The sequence below is a fragment of the Bacillus sp. PK3-067 genome (genome assembly GCF_056738645.1).
Genome location: NZ_CP096490.1, coordinates 3,307,353 through 3,323,278, shown reverse-complemented (window position 1 = coordinate 3,323,278; position 15,926 = coordinate 3,307,353). Strand labels below are relative to the sequence as shown.

Here is a 15,926-nt window from a genome sequence, read left to right as displayed (position 1 = left end):
AGCCTCCTTTTACTATTGTTGCTATAATTTTGTTAATGAGGATGTTGTGCACCGAGGAGAAAATGGATGAAAAGAACTTAAGAATCGGGGGAGAAAATGATTTATACACGTGTAAAAGCAGAGGGGTTAAGAGAAAAGCTGGCAACAATACTAAGTCAAGAGTATAAGGAACTAGCTATTCAAGATTTAAAGGTGATTGGAACAGGAGTGCAAAATATTGTTTTTCAAGGAGATTCAGAAAAGGGGTCTTTAGCATTTCGAGTACCGTGGGAAAGAGAAGTGGAAAATATAAATGAAGACTTATTTAACAGTCGGATTTCGTTGCAAAAGGAAGCGGAGCTGTCTAAGTATTGTCATTCAAAAGGTATTCCAGTACCAAGGATACACGGATTGCATCTTTCAACCGAACTTGATTTTTTAATTTCGGATTGTGTGTATGCTGATCGTACGCCAATTTCCGCATGCAAAATAGGGGAGTTAGTGAGCAAGCTTCATAGTATGCCAATTGATGGTTTGTATTACAAACAAAATATTAGAGAGCCCATTAGTAAGTATATAGCAGAACGAATTGTGAAACGGATAGAAGGGTTTAATACAATCACGGACTGTAAAATTAATCTTCCGAATACAAAAACAATTGAATATATTCTTAGTACAGCAGATCATGTAAAATGTTTATTACATATGGACATTCGAGCAGCCAATTTAATCGGGTATAATGGAGAAGTTAAAGCAATAGTTGATTGGGATAACGCTTTAATTGGTCATCCATTGCTGGAGCTTATGAGAATAGCTGAAACAAATGAGGTTAGTTGGGATGAATTTAAAGATGGATATAAGAATGATAGTATCTTTAATGTTACTCCTCATATTGTTAGTTTATTTTATAGACTAGATACAGCAGTCATGCTAGCAAACTTATTTATAGCACATTTGAAAATAAAAGATAAAGGTGTATTCTATAAAGAGCGGGTTAAAGCGCTTCATCACGAAATATATAAAAATTTATAAGCAATGAGAACGAAGCTTTTAAAATAGGAATTGAGGAGAACATCATGAAATACAAAGTTATATTATTCGACGTAGATGATACATTATTAGATTTCCCTGAAACGGAAAGACACGCATTACATAATGCGTTTGTACAGTTTGGTATGTCTACAGGGTATAATGATTATCTTGCAAGTTATAAAGAGATTAGTAATGGATTATGGAGAGATTTAGAAAATAAAATGATTACGCTAAGTGAATTAGCCGTAGAGCGATTTAGACAATTATTTGCAATTCATAATATAGACGTAGATGCGCAGCAATTTAGTGATGTATACCTTGAAAATTTAGGGAAGGAAGTACATCTTATAGAAGGCGCAGTACAATTATGTGAAAATCTACAAGATTGCAAGTTAGGTATTATTACGAATGGATATACGAAGGTGCAACAATCAAGAATCGGAAATTCGCCTTTATGTAATTTCTTTGATCACATTATTATTTCTGAAGAAGTTGGTCATCAAAAACCAGCACGTGAGATTTTTGATTATGCGTTTGAGAAGTTTGGGATTACTGATAAATCAAGCGTACTAATGGTTGGAGATTCGTTAACTTCTGATATGAAAGGCGGAGAAGATTACGGCATTGATACGTGTTGGTATAATCCGAGTTTGAAAGAAAACGGGACAGATGTTAACCCGACTTATGAAGTGGAGAGTCTGCTACAAATTTTAGAAATTGTAGAAGTGGCGGAAGAAAAGGTAGCTTCATTTTAATCATGCTGATATTTGTCGAAAAATCGATATATTGAAAAAATCGTTGATATATTGTAAGTTGTGATAGATATATTGAAAAAATCGTTGATATATTGTAAGTTGCGATAGATATATTTGAAAAATCGTTGATATATTGTAAGTTGCGATAGATATATTTGAAAAATCGCTCATATAAATTCATATACTAAGATATAGAACAAAAAAATAGAGCTACTATACAAGGTCATTCACGTGTTATAATGCGTGAATTAAATATGCGTATATAAATAGTTTCCTAGCGTGATGCGATGTCATGTATGATTAGTGTAACAACTAGAGGTGAATAAAGAATGTTAAAGTTTTTATTTGAGTTAGACAAGAATCTCCCGCAGAAGGATGAGCCACGGTATGATGCTTATTCAAAGGGCTTTATCGAAGGAGATGTAACGATTTGCGCGAGTGACAGCGTATTTTTTCAAAAATCATGTATGAAGGTTGCAGAGCTGGGGATTTATTTAGGTCAGTGGATGGAACAAGTTCAACATGGGCAGAACGTGCCTATGAAATATGAAACGGCTGACCGTGAAGAGGTAATTCTTGGTTTCTTCTATGAAGAGGATCATAATCAATGGAATGTTTTTTCCAGCTGGCAAGAATTTGAACTTCAAGAGCGTATAGCTACTACAACATTAATAGAGAGTGTTCAACGCTATTTGTATGAGTTAAATAAAGAACTGCGCATGATAGAATATCCTGTGACGTTTGATCAGTACTTAAGAGGAGAGCGAATGATGCAGCTCTCTTACAAACGACCGTGTGATAGCAAAGCAGATACGACACCGATAGAGGTTTATAATGGAAGTGAGCAAGTAGGTGTAGTAAGGGGCTATTATAAAAATACGCTGATGAGAGTGCTGGATTTTATTCCGAAAATTGGTAGTAATATTATTTATGAAATAAAGGATAGTAAGGACAATATTCGCGTCATTGCAAAGGATGTAAGTAGGCAGCGCCAAAGAAGGATTTTAGTAATGTACAAAGATAATCATGATGCAGAGCATGAAATACTTGTATGTGACGGAAAGTTATTGGATGCAAATTTCTTATTTACCTTTACATATAAGGCAGAAGAATATGTTGTTCATAAAACTTCATTTGGAATGGGAAAATTATTACGAAAAGGCTATGTAATTGCAGATTGGAATATTCGTCTTGAGGAAGATATGTATTACATTGAGATGAATGTATATGATGAAGATTACATGCAGGATCGATACTTACTATTAGGCGTATTTCATGCGGTTTTATATGGATAATCAATAAGAAATACCGTCATTCTTCTTGGAAAGAATGACGGTATTTTTTTATGTGATTCTTGTGACTGGACGTCTTTAATCAATCCTCAAAAATAAAAATCTCATCAATCGTACTATGTAATGCCTTCGCTATATCGTGAGCAAGTTGTAAGGAAGGATTGTATTTACCTTTTTCGAGATGACTAATTGTTTCACGTCGCACACTAACGCTCTTCGCTAAATCTTCTTGTGTCATGTTCAATTTTGCGCGGTATTCTTTTATCTTCGTTACGAACGCCATGGTGCATCTTCCATTTCATCAACAGGTTTATCATAAAAGAACATAGAAAAACCGAATGTAAGAATGAGTGTGCCGAAAATAAGAGCGATATCAATCTCTTGTAGCGTAGAGTTTGGAAATAACATTTCAATAAATATAATGATAGCAGTAGTTAGTAATGTAATGATAAATGCATTGCGGCACGATTTATTGACAATTTGTTCAAACAGTTCATCGTGTTGAACTGTTCTATACGATGTGAAAAAGGAGAAGAAACAGAACATAGTAAACAATCCTTTTTCATAAAAAAATCCGAGGAAACCGAAGAAACTGAGAAATCCTAAATATTTTATCCAAGTTGTTTTCATGATAGGTCCTCCTTACGTTGTTAGAAATAAGTCACGTTATGTTACAAATATATCACAATTGGATAGGAATGGTAATAATAGTTTTCCAGTTTGCTTCATAATAATAGTAAAAAGAGGAAATATGCTGCGAAATAAAGAGGATAATATTGTAAAATGGTTGTAAGGAGGGGGAGGAAGAAATGCTAACTTGGATTATGATCGTTGTATTACTTGTAGTGATTACTGTCATTGCGACGGTGTTAATTGGGCGGAATGGTGATGCAAATTATAGCAAAGCGACAAAGGGGAATATTAAACGCTTAACAATGATTTATATTATACTAGCTGTCGTTTTAGTTGTTGGATTAGGGGTGTATATTTATTTTAAAGGTTAAATATACTGAAAAATGTAAAAATCTTAAAATAGAACTATGCTATAATATCAATATAGTTATTTGGTAATTAAGGAAAGGATTGGATGGAATGATTGAAATTACGAATGTGTCAAAAAGTTATAATGGGTCTACCTATGCAGTAAAAGACTTAAGTTTATCTGTACCTAGCGGCGAAATCTTTGGATTTTTAGGACCGAATGGTGCGGGTAAATCAACGACAATTAAGATGATTACTGGTATTCACGGGGTGGACAAAGGGACTATTACGATTAACGGAAAAAATATTATGGAAGAGCCGATGGAAGCGAAGAAGACGTTTGGTTATGTACCAGATAGTCCAGATATGTTTTTACGATTAAAAGGAATTGAATATTTAAACTTTATGGCCGATATGTATGAAGTGTCGAAAGAAGTACGACAAGAACGAATAGAGTCTTTAGCGAAGAAGTTTGATCTTTATAATGCTTTATCTGATCAAATTCAAAGTTATTCGCACGGTATGAGACAAAAAATCGTTATTATTGGTGTGCTCGTACATGAGCCAGATGTATGGATTTTAGATGAACCATTAACTGGGCTTGATCCGAAATCTGCATATATTTTAAAAGAAATGATGAGAGAGCATGCGGATAAAGGAAAGATTGTATTTTTCTCTACACACGTATTAGAAGTAGCGGAAAAAATATGTGACCGGGTTGCTATTATTAATAAGGGGAATTTGCAGTTTAAAGGAAATTTAGATGAAATGAGAGATCATTTTAAATCCAATGAATCACTTGAAAAAATGTTCTTGGAGATGACGGGCAATGAGTAAAATTTGGACGTTAACGAAGGTACTATTAAAGTTAAATTACGCAGATTTTATAACAGATAAGAAGAAGCGATGGGCGTATGTATTTTCATTTGCAGCTATTTTATTTGTCGGCTTTTTACTGTTTGGTTCTATCACGCATGCAATGTATGAGGGAATGATACATTTAGGGCAAGATCCAGGAATGATTATCGCAATGGGACTTGCGATTGCGAGTATATGGGTATTTTTAATGAGTATTACGAACATTTTAACTGTATTTTACTACAGCAATGACATTGAAATGTTATTACCATTACCATTAAAACCAGCGCAAATTATTTCAGCCAAATTTTTAACAGTATTAATTACACAATACGTAATGAGTTCATTTATTTTATTACCGATCTTTATTACGTACGGTTTAAAAAGTGGCGCATTTATTACATATTACATATATATGATTTTCATTTACTTACTCTTCCCAATTGTGCCGTTAGTACTAGCTTCGTTACTGATGACAGTTATTATGAGGTATACAAATATAGCGAAAAATAAAGACCGAGGAAATATATTTATTGGAATCGTAAGTATACTATTTATTGTAGGAATTAACGTATTTTTGCAGTGGAAAAATAAAAGTTCGTTTTCTGAAGATGCAATTGCGGATTACCTTGCAAACAACCAGTCTTCTCTTTTAGTACAAATGACAAACTATTTTCCAACTACATATTTTGGAGCAGTAGCATTAGTAGAAAATGCAAATTGGAAGGGACCTTTATATGTAATAATCTTTGCAGTTATTTCATTTGTCTTCTTTGTGTTGTTTTATTACATAGCAGAGCGTACATATTTAAAAGGGGTTATTGGACTTTCAACGAGTACAGCAAAGAAACAAGTTATTTCGGCGGAAGGTTTACAGAAATCAACAGTACAAAGTTCGCATTTAAAAGCGTATGTGAAAAAAGAATTTAAAACGTTATTCCGTACACCACAATTTTTCTTAAATTGCATTGTACAAACTTTCGTTATGCCAATTATGTTGTTCTTTATTTTATTTGTGCAAGATGGAAATTTAAAGTTTATTACAGAGTATATTAACAATCCAGAGACAACGGGATTTGCAATTGGTGTTGGCCTTTGTGCATCGTTATTTTTAATGGGTAGTAACGTCATTGCAACAACGTCATTTTCGCGAGATGGAAGCTCTTGGTTTGTGAATCGTTATTTACCAGTAAAGGCTTCGGATATCTTTTTTGCGAAAGCAATCACTGCTTGGTTAATTAATGTAATCATTTTAGCAGTATTCGGTATTACGATGGCAGTTGTAGCTGGGATTTCTCCAGTCTTTATGATACTGTGGTTTTTACTAAGTGCGAACGGGTTGTTATTAATTAATTTAATCGGAACACGCTGGGACGCACAAACTGCAGATATTCATTGGGATACAGAGCAGAAATTATTTAAAAGTCGATATACAACTTTGTGGAATTTTTTAGCAAATATTTTAATAGCTTTAATTATTGTGGGGGGAGTAAGTGTATTATACTTCTTCCTTCATGTCGGACTATGGGTTATGTTTATCGTTTTATTTGTAATGTTTACGATTGTAAATTATATCTTTATTAAAATGTTAAAATTAGGTGCTGAACGTATACTGTCAAATATTCAATAAGAAGATAGATCCTCTGTATTCATGCAGGGGATCTGTGTATAGATGGAGGAGAAAAAGGTGAAGAAAATAGCAATTGTAACAGGGGCAACTCGTCTGAATGGAATCGGTGCAGCTGTATGCAAGGTGCTTGCTCAAAAGGGGATAGACATTTTTTTCACGTACTGGCCAAAGTATGATAAAGCGATGCCATGGGGAATGAGTGATCAAGAACCCTTTTTGCTGAAAAAGGAAATTGAAAGTTACGATGTTCGATGTGAAATGGCAGAAATTAATTTATCGCAGTCTTATTCGCCAAATCGTTTGTTTTATATGGTATCAGAACGGTTAGGTGATCCATCTATTCTAGTTAATAATGCAGTATATTCTACTCATACGAGGATTGAGGAATTAGATGTAGAGCAGTTGGATAAACATTATACAGTTAATGTTCGAGCTACTATGCTATTAAGTTCATTGTTTATAAAACATTATTCACTTAAAACGGGCGGGAGTATTATTAATCTTACTTCAGGACAGTCAGTAGGTCCAATGCCAGATGAACTAGCATATGCAGCAACGAAAGGGGCAATTGAAGCATTTACAAAGTCAGTAGCACCAGTTGCGATGGAGAAGGGGATTACAGTGAATGCTGTAGATCCAGGACCGACGAATACAGGATGGATTACAGAGGAGCTGAAGCATCATTTAGTATGGAAGTTCCCACAAGGTAAAGTAGGAGAACCGGTGGATGCTGCGCGCTTAATTTCTTTTTTAGTAAGTGAAGAAGCGAAATGGGTTACTGGGCAAGTCATTCACTCGAATGGTGGTTACTCATAAAAATATTATGTTAACAAACGTTGAGAAACAAAAAACGAAAGAAAATTTTATTTTTTTGTATAAATAAAATGTCAAGAAAGATAAAAATTTGATAGAAGAGTATATCGTCATATGAAGATAGTAATTCTTAATGTGACAATATACTCTTTTTCTTTTACTTGCGAGTAGAAAAATGAAGTAGAAGAAACTCGAATATTAAAATGAGTTTATCAGTTTTTGTACGTATTATTATGAAGATTACTGTCGGAAAGATGATAATTCCTATGAAAAGGGATTTTTTAAGGGGGAATCGAATCGTAAAGGGGAGGATAAATTATGTAAAACATAGGGGGATTTATATGAAAATGAAAAAGGTCGCTATCGCATCGATAACAATTGGTACAATGCTTACTATGGCAGCTTGTAGTCCTTCATCAGATAAAGAAACGGAAAAGAAAGAGCAAGTAACTGCGCAAAATGATGGAGAAGCAAAAACGACAAGTGCAGATGAAGCGTCAAAAACAACGAAAGATACTGAAAAAGAAACTAATACTTCTTCAAATGAAAAAACAGATAAGGATGCAAAAAATACGAAAGAATCATCAGGGACAGAAAGTAACGGCAAAACGTCAACTCAAAACGAAAATGTAAAAACAAAAGAAAAAGAGACGACAGGAAAAACGAATGATCAAACGACTAGCGGGAAAACAACAGATCAAAGCACAAGTACAAGCACAAACAATAACGGAAAGACAACGAAAGATCCGAAGAAAAGTGTTGCTGTGAAAACGAATGTTAAAGAAGTTGTAGCATTAATTGATAGCTTGGACAAGCAGTTAGCTGCTAATCCAAAATTGGAAACAGTGAATAAGCTTGGCAAACAAATTAATGAAAAGTGGGATGTGATTGAAAAAGAGCTAGAAGCATCACATCCGACGGATTCTAAAACAATCGGTCAAAGTATGTATCCGTTAATTGTAGGAGCGGAGAAAGAAAAAATCGATATTAATAAAATGAAATCATTAACGATGAAAACGAAAAAAGATTTAAATCAGTTATTGACGAAACTTTCATAGTTTCAAAAGCCTACTCGTGTGAGTAGGCCTTTTTTAGGTTGTTGTAATGTGCATAGTATAACTTATTTATTTTCATTTTCAATTACGATGCGAAAGGAATTGAATGTTTGTTGACTGATATAATCTTCTTCGCTAACTTTATAAGGAAATGGAAAAGCGACGAGTTGCAAATTACTTTCCTGATCCACTGAAGGCAATGTGAAATTAAAGATTTGCCTCGTTTCAGGTGCAACCTTAGTATAAACGACTTTTCTATTGTTAAATATTTCAACTTGTTTCCAATCTTTAAAAGCCACGATTGCGTAAGTCATTTCATCATTTGTTTCATTACCGTTTGATAAAATTAATTGCTTGCCTTCCTTTTCAAAGAAGACAGTTTGTAAGTTCTCTTCACGGTTCGTAACAAATAATGGTTCGTAAAGACCATCTTTTAGAATAGCATCTGGATCTATAAGGGAGAGTTTTATTTTTTCGTTTTCTTTCTGAAGAGGATGCATTGAATATCGCATACTTAGAATATCTTCTAAAATAGCTGCTTTATTTAAGTTATTATCTTTTAATTTGTATTCAGGTTTTTTAATTATTAAAAAGGTTAATTCACTTGCATTAGGAGAAGTGTGTAAAGAGATTTTCGTAGTCATTGAACTGTTTGGTTTCATATCAAAAAAATAGTGTGATATTTCAGTAGTAGTATCTTCTATTTTAAAAGGTTTTTGTTCGTAATCTTCTAGAACAATTAATCCATATTTTCGGTTTTCATTAATAGTATGTACGAATGATAATGTTACATTAATTTTATTATCCTCACTAGTAATTGTACTACCATTGTTAATATGTTGGCCTTGATTATCCTTCAATCCGTAAGAAATAGTATTGGTTTGTTGCTCTCGTTTATTTTCTATGGAAGGTGGATGAGGTTGTATGAATGAAGTATTGAACAAAATATAAATTGTAAGTAATGAAATAAGTAAAACACCGCTAATAATATATATTTGTTTCATAAATAGCACCTCAATATATGTAAAATATTAGAGAAAAAAGATATGCAAGATGCATATCTTTTTTCTCTTTCTTACCAGAAAGCTTTTGTTTCGTGATTCACATCATTATAACCACTTAATTTATAGGTATGATTACCGATAGCGTAATCATCTCCATAATAAATGCTTGTGTTGGTCGCTGTAGCACTTACAAAGGATGATTTTTTTGCACTATTACTTTTCGTATTCACTAATGAGCCATCGCCATTGAAAGTTCTTGCTTTTGCATAAACATAGTCTTCGGTCGTAGTTGATTTCGATTTAGCAACTGCATATGGGTTACCAAAAAAGGGAGTATATACGCTAATGTTAGAGTCATTCTTAGGTGCAGCTGCAATAGTCAAACTAGGAACACTAGATGTTTTTGTTGATTGAATTGTATCAAAGTCAACTAAAACGGGCTGCTTGTCTACAGTATCGACCTCTGAAGCACTTGCGTTATTAGTAAAACCAAAACCTAAAACCGCTAACCCTAAAGTTGTCACCGATAAAGATTTTTTCATATTCACTAATTTTCCCACCTTTTTAAATTTTTGAGTTCGAACTCAATTCATACAATATATGAAAATTTCGAAACTCTCAATGGTTTATCCCATACTTAACGTTTCTTTTACTTTCGATTCAACATGTCTTCATTTGCAAAAAAGCGAATATATCTTCTAATGCTTAGCCAGCAAGGGATACAGGTTTAATTTTATGAAATTCATGTAAATTTAAATCTATTCATGTCAGAATCTCTGTTATTTTTAAGTCCATATGGGAAACTTATTAAAAAAAGGATGGTGACAAAAATGACAATCGATCGAATTTGTACAATTGGACCCGCAAGTAATAATAAAGAAACATTAGCACAGTTAATAAAGAATGGTATGAAAATTGTTCGACTGAATTTATCGCATGGCACGCATGAAAGTCATAAAGACATCATTCGTTTAGTGAAATCATTAGATGACTCTATTAAATTTTTGGGTGATGTACAAGGTCCTAAAATAAGATTAGGTGAAGTGAAGGGAGAGCAAATTACACTTCAGGCAGGAGATTCTTTTATTTTACATACACAACCAGTTACAGGGAGTAATACAGAAGCGAGTGTTGATTATGAAGGAATTGCGAATGATGTGAAAGTAGGCAGTAGAATTTTAATTAATGATGGAGAAGTTGAATTAATTGTTGAAAAGATAAGTACGGACAAAATAGAAACGAAGGTAAAAACAGGTGGCAATATCTCATCTCATAAAGGAGTTAATTTACCAGATGCGGCTGTTCGTTTACCAGCTATTACAGAGAAAGATAAAAAAGATATTCAGTTTCTTTTAGAAGAGAATGTTGATTTTATCGCGTGTTCTTTCGTAAGAAAACCTAGTCATATAAAAGAAATACGAGATTTTATACAACAGTATAAAGAAACGTCACCTAATGTAATTGCAAAAATAGAAACGATGGAAGCAATCGAGAATTTTCAAGATATATGTAAAGAAGCAGATGGAATTATGATTGCAAGGGGCGATTTAGGAGTAGAGTTACCGTATCAATGCATTCCGCTTTTACAGAAAATGATGATTCAGGAATGTAATCGAACGAATACATATGTCATTACAGCAACACAAATGCTTCAATCTATGGTAGATCATTCTATTCCAACAAGGGCAGAGGTGACTGATGTGTTTCAAGCTGTACTGGACGGGACGAATGCAGTTATGCTTTCAGCTGAAAGTGCATCAGGAGAGCATCCAATCGAAAGTGTGAGAACATTACGTCTCGTTTCAGAATTTGCGGAACATGTTAAAAAAGATGGACCTTTTGCGATGAAAGATGTACTGCAATTACTGCGTGAGTCTCTGGATGAGTAATAAATAAAAAGAGGGCGGATATACATCCGCCCGCGTGTTTTTCATTCATACTATTCTTGCTCTTGCTCATCCAAAATCTTTTCAAACGCAGTAGATACTTTATCAAACTCTTCATCATTTTCAATGTATGAAAACTCATTATCTTCTTCTACTTTTAAAAAGAAAATATCAATGTCTTCCTCAGTTTCTGTTTGGATATCTTCAACAAAGGCAACAGCAATATACTCTGCACCTTCGACATCCATCGCTCCAAGTACTTCTACTTCTTGCTCTTCGTTATTCTCATCACTAAGAGTAAACACTTCGCCAACTTCAATATCAGACATATTCATTCTCCTCCTGTTCGACTCTAAAAATAGAGCACTCAAACTGTATACATACTAACATATCTTTCCATGAAAAACCAAATTCATACATAAGAAAAACGACTGATAGTTCTTTAGTATAAGTATCCAGCTATTAGGAGCATTATTTGTCTGTGCTATATTACTTAATCCATTCAACAATTGTATCCATAGTCTGTCTTGTTTTATCACGCTTTGGCTCTTCTTTACGGTAACCAAAGGCAACCATAACTGATACTTCAAAGTTATCGTCTTGTATAATGCCTTCTTGACGAAGTAAAGAATCTACTTCCTCTTTATCAAATCCTTCTATTGGACAAGAATCAATACCGATTTGAGCTGCGCTCGTCATCATATTACCTAAAGCAATATAAGTTTGTTTAGATGCCCAATCAAATACAGCACGATCGGATTGTAATAAGTTAAAATCTGTTTCCTGGAACTTTTTGAAGAATTCATATCTAATTTTTTGAGTGTCTTCAGGCAATCCAATAATATCGTTCATCATATATTTAATATACTCTGCATCATAATGCATATCTTTAATGTTTCTTGAAAGAACAATAACAAAATGACTAGCTGTTGCAAGTTGCCCACCAGCGCCCCATGAATACGGTTGTAGTTTTTCTCTTAATTCTTTATTTTGTACGACAATAAATTTCCAAGGCTCATATCCAAAAGAAGAAGGAGATAATCTGCCTGTTTCTAAAATAAATTTAAAATCCTCTTCTGAAATTTTGTGCATAGGATCGAATTCTTTACATGCATGTCTGAAATGAATAGCCTCCATAATCTTTTCTTTTGTAATTTCGTTTGTATTTGTCATAAAAGTTCCTCTTTTCATGAATTTATTTTTGTAAGTAAATTATATTTTTAAAGTAACATAGATACAAGTACGCACATTTATGTGGTATAGTATCAAAAAAGATACTATTGTTAAGGGAAGGGATTTATTATGGATTGTCCAAACGAAAATAATATAAATTACCCATTTTTAAATAAATATTCTTGTCCAGTTGAAGCTATGGTTGAGGTGATTGGAGGGAAATGGAAAGGGGTAATTTTGTATCATTTATTAGATGGTACAAAGCGCTTTAATGAATTAAAAAGATTAAAACCAAATATCACACAAAGAATGTTAACGCTGCAGCTGAGAGAACTTGAAGCTGATGGCATTATACATCGTGAAGTATACCGTGAAGTGCCACCTAAAGTTGAATATTCGTTAACTGAGCTTGGTGAATCACTACGTCCAGTGATTCTATTAATGATGGAATGGGCAACTCATAATATGGAGAAAGTTTTGGAGAGTAGGAATACGAAAAATAATAATTAAGAGTTGAAATTGTTATAGAAGAAATAATTGTAGAAATAAAAGGTGCTTTCATACGTGAAAACACCTTTTATTTCTATATTTTTTACTTTTTAACTTCAACTGCTGAAGTTGGAAAGTTATTTAAGTTTGCAGTTTGACCATACCAATCAGCATGTTTAAAAACAACACCTTTTCCATATCCGTCAGTTGAAGTACGTTCCCATAGTGTTGTTGAATAGCTAGCAGTAGGAGCTGCTGTACGTACAGAAACAATTTGATTTTGCCAACTAGCAGACAAGTTTTTATAACCGCTACTTAGTGAAAAATACTCGCTACCTTGATTTGTGAGTTTATAGAAGTCTGTACTACCAGGTCCGCTTCCTCCAACACCAAGGAGAGTGATTGAATGATTCAACCTTTGTTTATCTTTTTCAATAAAAGACTCTAAACTTTCTTTGCTCGAAAATCCATAAGATAACCAGTCTCCATTTTGATTTTGTTTCGGTAGAACTAACGTTATTTTTACGTCTTCCCTTGATGGAGCACTCAATTTGTTAAACGAATCAACAGTCTTTTCATCTACAGTTACATATTCGAAAGAGGAAATCGTATAATCTTTTTCGGTACTAGCTGATACTAATCCCATTCCTCCAGTTAACGACGAAACAGTTAATAATGCACCTGCTACCAACTTTTTAAGCATGGATTCATCTCCTTAAAACTTAGATTTTTTACATAACTAAAATGTATGTTAATTCGAATGTATTATAAATATTTAGAAATTTATAAAAATTAAACAGAATATTCTTTTATTATTCTGGAGTAAGGAGGGGAATTTAAAAAAGGATTTACTTAAAAAGTAAATCCTTTTTGGGTGTTAGCAATGAAGTTATTGTGTAAGTTTTGCAATTTGCTAACCGACTTCAAAACTCTACTGATTAAAGTTTCATTTCATCCTGTTATGAATCATACACTTCTTTTGCATTCGTAGAAGCAGCATCTAATAAAAGGAAAATGGCTGCTATCATATGTAGAAAGATGTCTATATAAGGAAAGAAGGCAACTAGAGTAACGATAATACCGATATAATGAGGGTACGTATTCATGCCTTCTTTTTTAGCTAATAAAATAGTATTGATATGTAAAACAATCAATAGTAGTAAAGGTAACCCATATAGGTTAACAAGACTTGGAAATACATAATAACAAGGAAGTAATAAAAGATGATAGATCCCTGTAGTCCACTTTAGTGCTTGAATGTAGGTTTTCAAAGTGAATCCTCCTAAAACAATTCGTATCTATATATTACCAAAAAAAATAGATAATTGGATATTGTTTATTTGTATTTTTAATAGAATATAATAATTTTATGTAAACTAATTGTTGGGTATCTATAAAATAGAAAAACCACCCAAACGAGGGTGGTTCGTATTATAAATAATTACTTAAAGAAGAAATCGGAACCTTCACCTCACTACCTTCCTGCATATTCCGCAACACAACAGTGTTTGTACTAAGTTCGTTTTCCCCAATAATAAGCACATAAGGGATATTCTCTTTATTGGCATAATTAAGGGCACGTTTTAATTTGCGTCCTGCTAGTTCTAGTTCGACTTTTAAGGAAGTGGTAGAACGTAATTGCTGGGCAATTGGTAAGCATTGTAACTCTGTCCCGAGTGGGATGATAAATAGATCCGCTGTAGATGAGATTGTTTCTTTCTGCGATAGTGCTGTATAAATAACGTCTAAACCGAATGAAATACCGACTGTTGGATAGTTCATATTATCACCACGGAATGCTCCGATAATGTTATCGTAACGGCCGCCGCTACCGATGCTAGATGTAATCGATCTATCTTTTAAAAAGATTTCATATACAGTACCTGTATACATTGTGAGTCCTCGCGCTAAAAACGGGTTGAATATCGTATTTTCATTTATTCCAAGGGCGATTAAATATTGCTGTAATTGTTGTAATTCGTTTACTCCATCGGCAACGAGTGGATTATTGAAAGCTTCTTTAAAGTCAGCGATAGTAAGCTTTAGACAAGATAATACGGTATTACATATCGTATCAGCCATTTCTTCAGAAATCCCGCGCTCTAATACATCTTTTCGTACACCATCAATCCCAATCTTTTCGATTTTATCTAATGACAAAATGACGTCACTCGTTAACTCAGTAGGGATGTTAATAGACTCGAGAATACCGTTTAATAATTTTCGGTTGTTATATTGGATCGTTACTTCTAAGTTTAACGTTTGGAACAGTTCAAACGCCATACTCATAAGTTCAGCTTCTGCCATGACAGACTCAACACCGACGATATCAACGTCGCATTGTATAAATTCACGAAATCTTCCTTGTTTAATTGGCCCATCTCGAAATACTTTCCCAATCTCATAACGTTTAAAAGGGAGGCGGAGGTTCGGATTCATTGCCACGACTTTTGCGAATGGAATTGTCAAATCGTATCGTAAGGCAAGGTCGCGTTTTCCTTGATCCTGAAGTGTATATATTTCTTTTAATATTTCATCACCACCGCCGTACTTGTATGACATAAGCTCATACATATTTAACGTTGGTGTTTCTAACGGTTTGCATCCGTATCGTTCAAACGTATCTTCACAAGCTCTTTTAATTTTATTTCGCAGCACTTGCTCCTCTGGTAAATAGTCTTTCGTTCCCTTTACATTTCTCATTTCCATCATAATCACTCCTTTTTCAAATTAAAAAAAGCTATGCAGGTATATAAATACCCACATAGCTTTATGAACGCTTCGTGGGTCAACAGGAAAAGCCCTGTACCCACGAAGAAAAATTTTTCTTCGGATACACGGCGTTACGTATGATGATGAAGTTGGAAAGAAGTATTAAAATTTCGCATTACAAATCTCTCCTTAACGTAAGTTTTTCCAAATTATATCAGATGATTTTTGAATTATCAATATTTTTAGTTTTGAAATATACGTGAAGTT

At 33.7% G+C, this 15,926-nt stretch carries 19 protein-coding genes; 10 read left to right on the top strand and 9 right to left on the bottom strand.

Annotation, left to right across the window (positions count from 1 at the left end; genetic code table 11):
- Positions 1 to 96: 96 nt before the first annotated feature.
- From M1D73_RS17085 to M1D73_RS17075, 3 genes are all read left to right on the top strand, one after another.
- Positions 97 to 1,011 (top strand): phosphotransferase family protein, encoded by a 915-nt coding sequence (locus tag M1D73_RS17085; protein ID WP_121868241.1) that lies wholly within the window; start codon positions 97 to 99, stop codon positions 1,009 to 1,011.
- A gap of 44 nt (positions 1,012 to 1,055) precedes the next feature.
- Positions 1,056 to 1,766: a YjjG family noncanonical pyrimidine nucleotidase gene (locus M1D73_RS17080; protein ID WP_078438847.1), complete on the top strand. Its 711-nt coding sequence runs from the start codon at positions 1,056 to 1,058 to the stop codon at positions 1,764 to 1,766.
- A 329-nt stretch (positions 1,767 to 2,095) separates the two neighbouring features.
- Entirely contained in the window at positions 2,096 to 3,061 is a 966-nt protein-coding gene (locus M1D73_RS17075; RefSeq protein ID WP_069355961.1) for a tubby C-terminal domain-like protein, read from the top strand.
- Between the two features lie 79 nt (positions 3,062 to 3,140).
- Here M1D73_RS17075 and M1D73_RS17070 read toward each other — a convergent pair whose 3' ends face one another.
- Positions 3,141 to 3,341 (bottom strand): helix-turn-helix transcriptional regulator, encoded by a 201-nt coding sequence (locus M1D73_RS17070; RefSeq protein ID WP_000896307.1) that lies wholly within the window; start codon positions 3,339 to 3,341, stop codon positions 3,141 to 3,143.
- Positions 3,329 to 3,688 carry a DUF3796 domain-containing protein gene (locus M1D73_RS17065; RefSeq protein WP_121868242.1) on the bottom strand — a complete coding sequence of 120 codons (360 nt, stop codon included), beginning with the start codon at positions 3,686 to 3,688 and terminating at the stop codon, positions 3,329 to 3,331. Before M1D73_RS17065 ends, M1D73_RS17070 begins: the two co-directional genes overlap by 13 nt.
- Before the next feature lie 179 nt (positions 3,689 to 3,867).
- Here M1D73_RS17065 and M1D73_RS17060 point away from each other — a divergent pair, with 179 nt between their 5' ends.
- From M1D73_RS17060 to M1D73_RS17040, 5 genes are all read left to right on the top strand, one after another.
- Positions 3,868 to 4,062 (top strand): hypothetical protein, encoded by a 195-nt coding sequence (locus M1D73_RS17060; RefSeq protein ID WP_000958863.1) that lies wholly within the window; start codon positions 3,868 to 3,870, stop codon positions 4,060 to 4,062.
- 88 nt (positions 4,063 to 4,150) lie between these two features.
- On the top strand, positions 4,151 to 4,876 hold the full coding sequence (locus tag M1D73_RS17055; RefSeq protein ID WP_086692880.1) for an ABC transporter ATP-binding protein: 726 nt from the start codon (positions 4,151 to 4,153) through the stop codon (positions 4,874 to 4,876).
- Entirely contained in the window at positions 4,869 to 6,527 is a 1,659-nt protein-coding gene (locus M1D73_RS17050) for a putative ABC transporter permease subunit (protein ID WP_000036884.1), read from the top strand. Before M1D73_RS17055 ends, M1D73_RS17050 begins: the two co-directional genes overlap by 8 nt.
- A 57-nt stretch (positions 6,528 to 6,584) precedes the next feature.
- Complete coding sequence (locus tag M1D73_RS17045; RefSeq protein ID WP_000716965.1) at positions 6,585 to 7,343, top strand: SDR family oxidoreductase; 759 nt, start codon at positions 6,585 to 6,587, stop codon at positions 7,341 to 7,343.
- Positions 7,344 to 7,681: 338 nt separating this feature from the next.
- Positions 7,682 to 8,398, top strand: coding sequence for a hypothetical protein (locus M1D73_RS17040; protein ID WP_121868243.1), 717 nt, complete (start codon positions 7,682 to 7,684; stop codon positions 8,396 to 8,398).
- A gap of 62 nt (positions 8,399 to 8,460) precedes the next feature.
- Here M1D73_RS17040 and M1D73_RS17035 read toward each other — a convergent pair whose 3' ends face one another.
- Entirely contained in the window at positions 8,461 to 9,399 is a 939-nt protein-coding gene (locus M1D73_RS17035; RefSeq protein WP_121868244.1) for a hypothetical protein, read from the bottom strand.
- 71 nt (positions 9,400 to 9,470) lie between these two features.
- The gene (locus M1D73_RS17030) at positions 9,471 to 9,947 is read right to left on the bottom strand and encodes a hypothetical protein (protein ID WP_001056353.1); all 477 of its coding nucleotides are present in this window, start codon (positions 9,945 to 9,947) and stop codon (positions 9,471 to 9,473) included.
- Between the two features lie 282 nt (positions 9,948 to 10,229).
- Between M1D73_RS17030 and M1D73_RS17025 the strand changes: the two genes are divergently transcribed.
- The gene (locus tag M1D73_RS17025) at positions 10,230 to 11,288 is read left to right on the top strand and encodes a pyruvate kinase (protein ID WP_000151079.1); all 1,059 of its coding nucleotides are present in this window, start codon (positions 10,230 to 10,232) and stop codon (positions 11,286 to 11,288) included.
- Between the two features lie 50 nt (positions 11,289 to 11,338).
- On the opposite strand, the gene M1D73_RS17020 is transcribed toward M1D73_RS17025, so the two are convergent.
- Positions 11,339 to 11,620, bottom strand: a complete 282-nt coding sequence (locus M1D73_RS17020; protein WP_002026117.1) for a DUF1292 domain-containing protein — start codon at positions 11,618 to 11,620, stop codon at positions 11,339 to 11,341.
- A gap of 154 nt (positions 11,621 to 11,774) precedes the next feature.
- Entirely contained in the window at positions 11,775 to 12,458 is a 684-nt protein-coding gene (locus tag M1D73_RS17015) for an NAD(P)H-dependent oxidoreductase (RefSeq protein WP_121868245.1), read from the bottom strand.
- 129 nt (positions 12,459 to 12,587) lie between these two features.
- Here M1D73_RS17015 and M1D73_RS17010 point away from each other — a divergent pair, with 129 nt between their 5' ends.
- A complete protein-coding gene (locus M1D73_RS17010) occupies positions 12,588 to 12,968 on the top strand; it encodes a winged helix-turn-helix transcriptional regulator (protein WP_000340580.1) in 381 nt (126 codons plus the stop codon).
- Between the two features lie 82 nt (positions 12,969 to 13,050).
- Here M1D73_RS17010 and M1D73_RS17005 read toward each other — a convergent pair whose 3' ends face one another.
- The 3 genes from M1D73_RS17005 to M1D73_RS16995 all read right to left on the bottom strand — a co-directional run bounded on the left by M1D73_RS17005 (position 13,051) and on the right by M1D73_RS16995 (position 15,656).
- On the bottom strand, positions 13,051 to 13,650 hold the full coding sequence (locus M1D73_RS17005; RefSeq protein ID WP_121868246.1) for a hypothetical protein: 600 nt from the start codon (positions 13,648 to 13,650) through the stop codon (positions 13,051 to 13,053).
- A gap of 256 nt (positions 13,651 to 13,906) precedes the next feature.
- Complete coding sequence (locus tag M1D73_RS17000; protein ID WP_000860725.1) at positions 13,907 to 14,218, bottom strand: hypothetical protein; 312 nt, start codon at positions 14,216 to 14,218, stop codon at positions 13,907 to 13,909.
- A 160-nt stretch (positions 14,219 to 14,378) separates the two neighbouring features.
- Entirely contained in the window at positions 14,379 to 15,656 is a 1,278-nt protein-coding gene (locus M1D73_RS16995; protein ID WP_121868247.1) for a histidine--tRNA ligase, read from the bottom strand.
- Positions 15,657 to 15,926 lie beyond the last annotated feature (270 nt).

What these genes read in the sequence shown, in the direction of transcription:
- M1D73_RS17085 (WP_121868241.1), top strand. Translation starts at nt 97, where the DNA reads ATGATTTATACACGTGTAAAAGCAGAGGGGTTAAGAGAAAAGCTGGCA.
- M1D73_RS17080 (WP_078438847.1), top strand. Translation starts at nt 1,056, where the DNA reads ATGAAATACAAAGTTATATTATTCGACGTAGATGATACATTATTAGAT.
- M1D73_RS17075 (WP_069355961.1), top strand. Translation starts at nt 2,096, where the DNA reads ATGTTAAAGTTTTTATTTGAGTTAGACAAGAATCTCCCGCAGAAGGAT.
- M1D73_RS17070 (WP_000896307.1), bottom strand. Translation starts at nt 3,341, where the DNA reads ATGGCGTTCGTAACGAAGATAAAAGAATACCGCGCAAAATTGAACATG.
- M1D73_RS17065 (WP_121868242.1), bottom strand. Translation starts at nt 3,688, where the DNA reads ATGAAAACAACTTGGATAAAATATTTAGGATTTCTCAGTTTCTTCGGT.
- M1D73_RS17060 (WP_000958863.1), top strand. Translation starts at nt 3,868, where the DNA reads ATGCTAACTTGGATTATGATCGTTGTATTACTTGTAGTGATTACTGTC.
- M1D73_RS17055 (WP_086692880.1), top strand. Translation starts at nt 4,151, where the DNA reads ATGATTGAAATTACGAATGTGTCAAAAAGTTATAATGGGTCTACCTAT.
- M1D73_RS17050 (WP_000036884.1), top strand. Translation starts at nt 4,869, where the DNA reads ATGAGTAAAATTTGGACGTTAACGAAGGTACTATTAAAGTTAAATTAC.
- M1D73_RS17040 (WP_121868243.1), top strand. Translation starts at nt 7,682, where the DNA reads ATGAAAATGAAAAAGGTCGCTATCGCATCGATAACAATTGGTACAATG.
- M1D73_RS17035 (WP_121868244.1), bottom strand. Translation starts at nt 9,399, where the DNA reads ATGAAACAAATATATATTATTAGCGGTGTTTTACTTATTTCATTACTT.
- M1D73_RS17025 (WP_000151079.1), top strand. Translation starts at nt 10,230, where the DNA reads ATGACAATCGATCGAATTTGTACAATTGGACCCGCAAGTAATAATAAA.
- M1D73_RS17020 (WP_002026117.1), bottom strand. Translation starts at nt 11,620, where the DNA reads ATGAATATGTCTGATATTGAAGTTGGCGAAGTGTTTACTCTTAGTGAT.
- M1D73_RS17015 (WP_121868245.1), bottom strand. Translation starts at nt 12,458, where the DNA reads ATGACAAATACAAACGAAATTACAAAAGAAAAGATTATGGAGGCTATT.
- M1D73_RS17010 (WP_000340580.1), top strand. Translation starts at nt 12,588, where the DNA reads ATGGATTGTCCAAACGAAAATAATATAAATTACCCATTTTTAAATAAA.
- M1D73_RS17005 (WP_121868246.1), bottom strand. Translation starts at nt 13,650, where the DNA reads ATGCTTAAAAAGTTGGTAGCAGGTGCATTATTAACTGTTTCGTCGTTA.
- M1D73_RS16995 (WP_121868247.1), bottom strand. Translation starts at nt 15,656, where the DNA reads ATGGAAATGAGAAATGTAAAGGGAACGAAAGACTATTTACCAGAGGAG.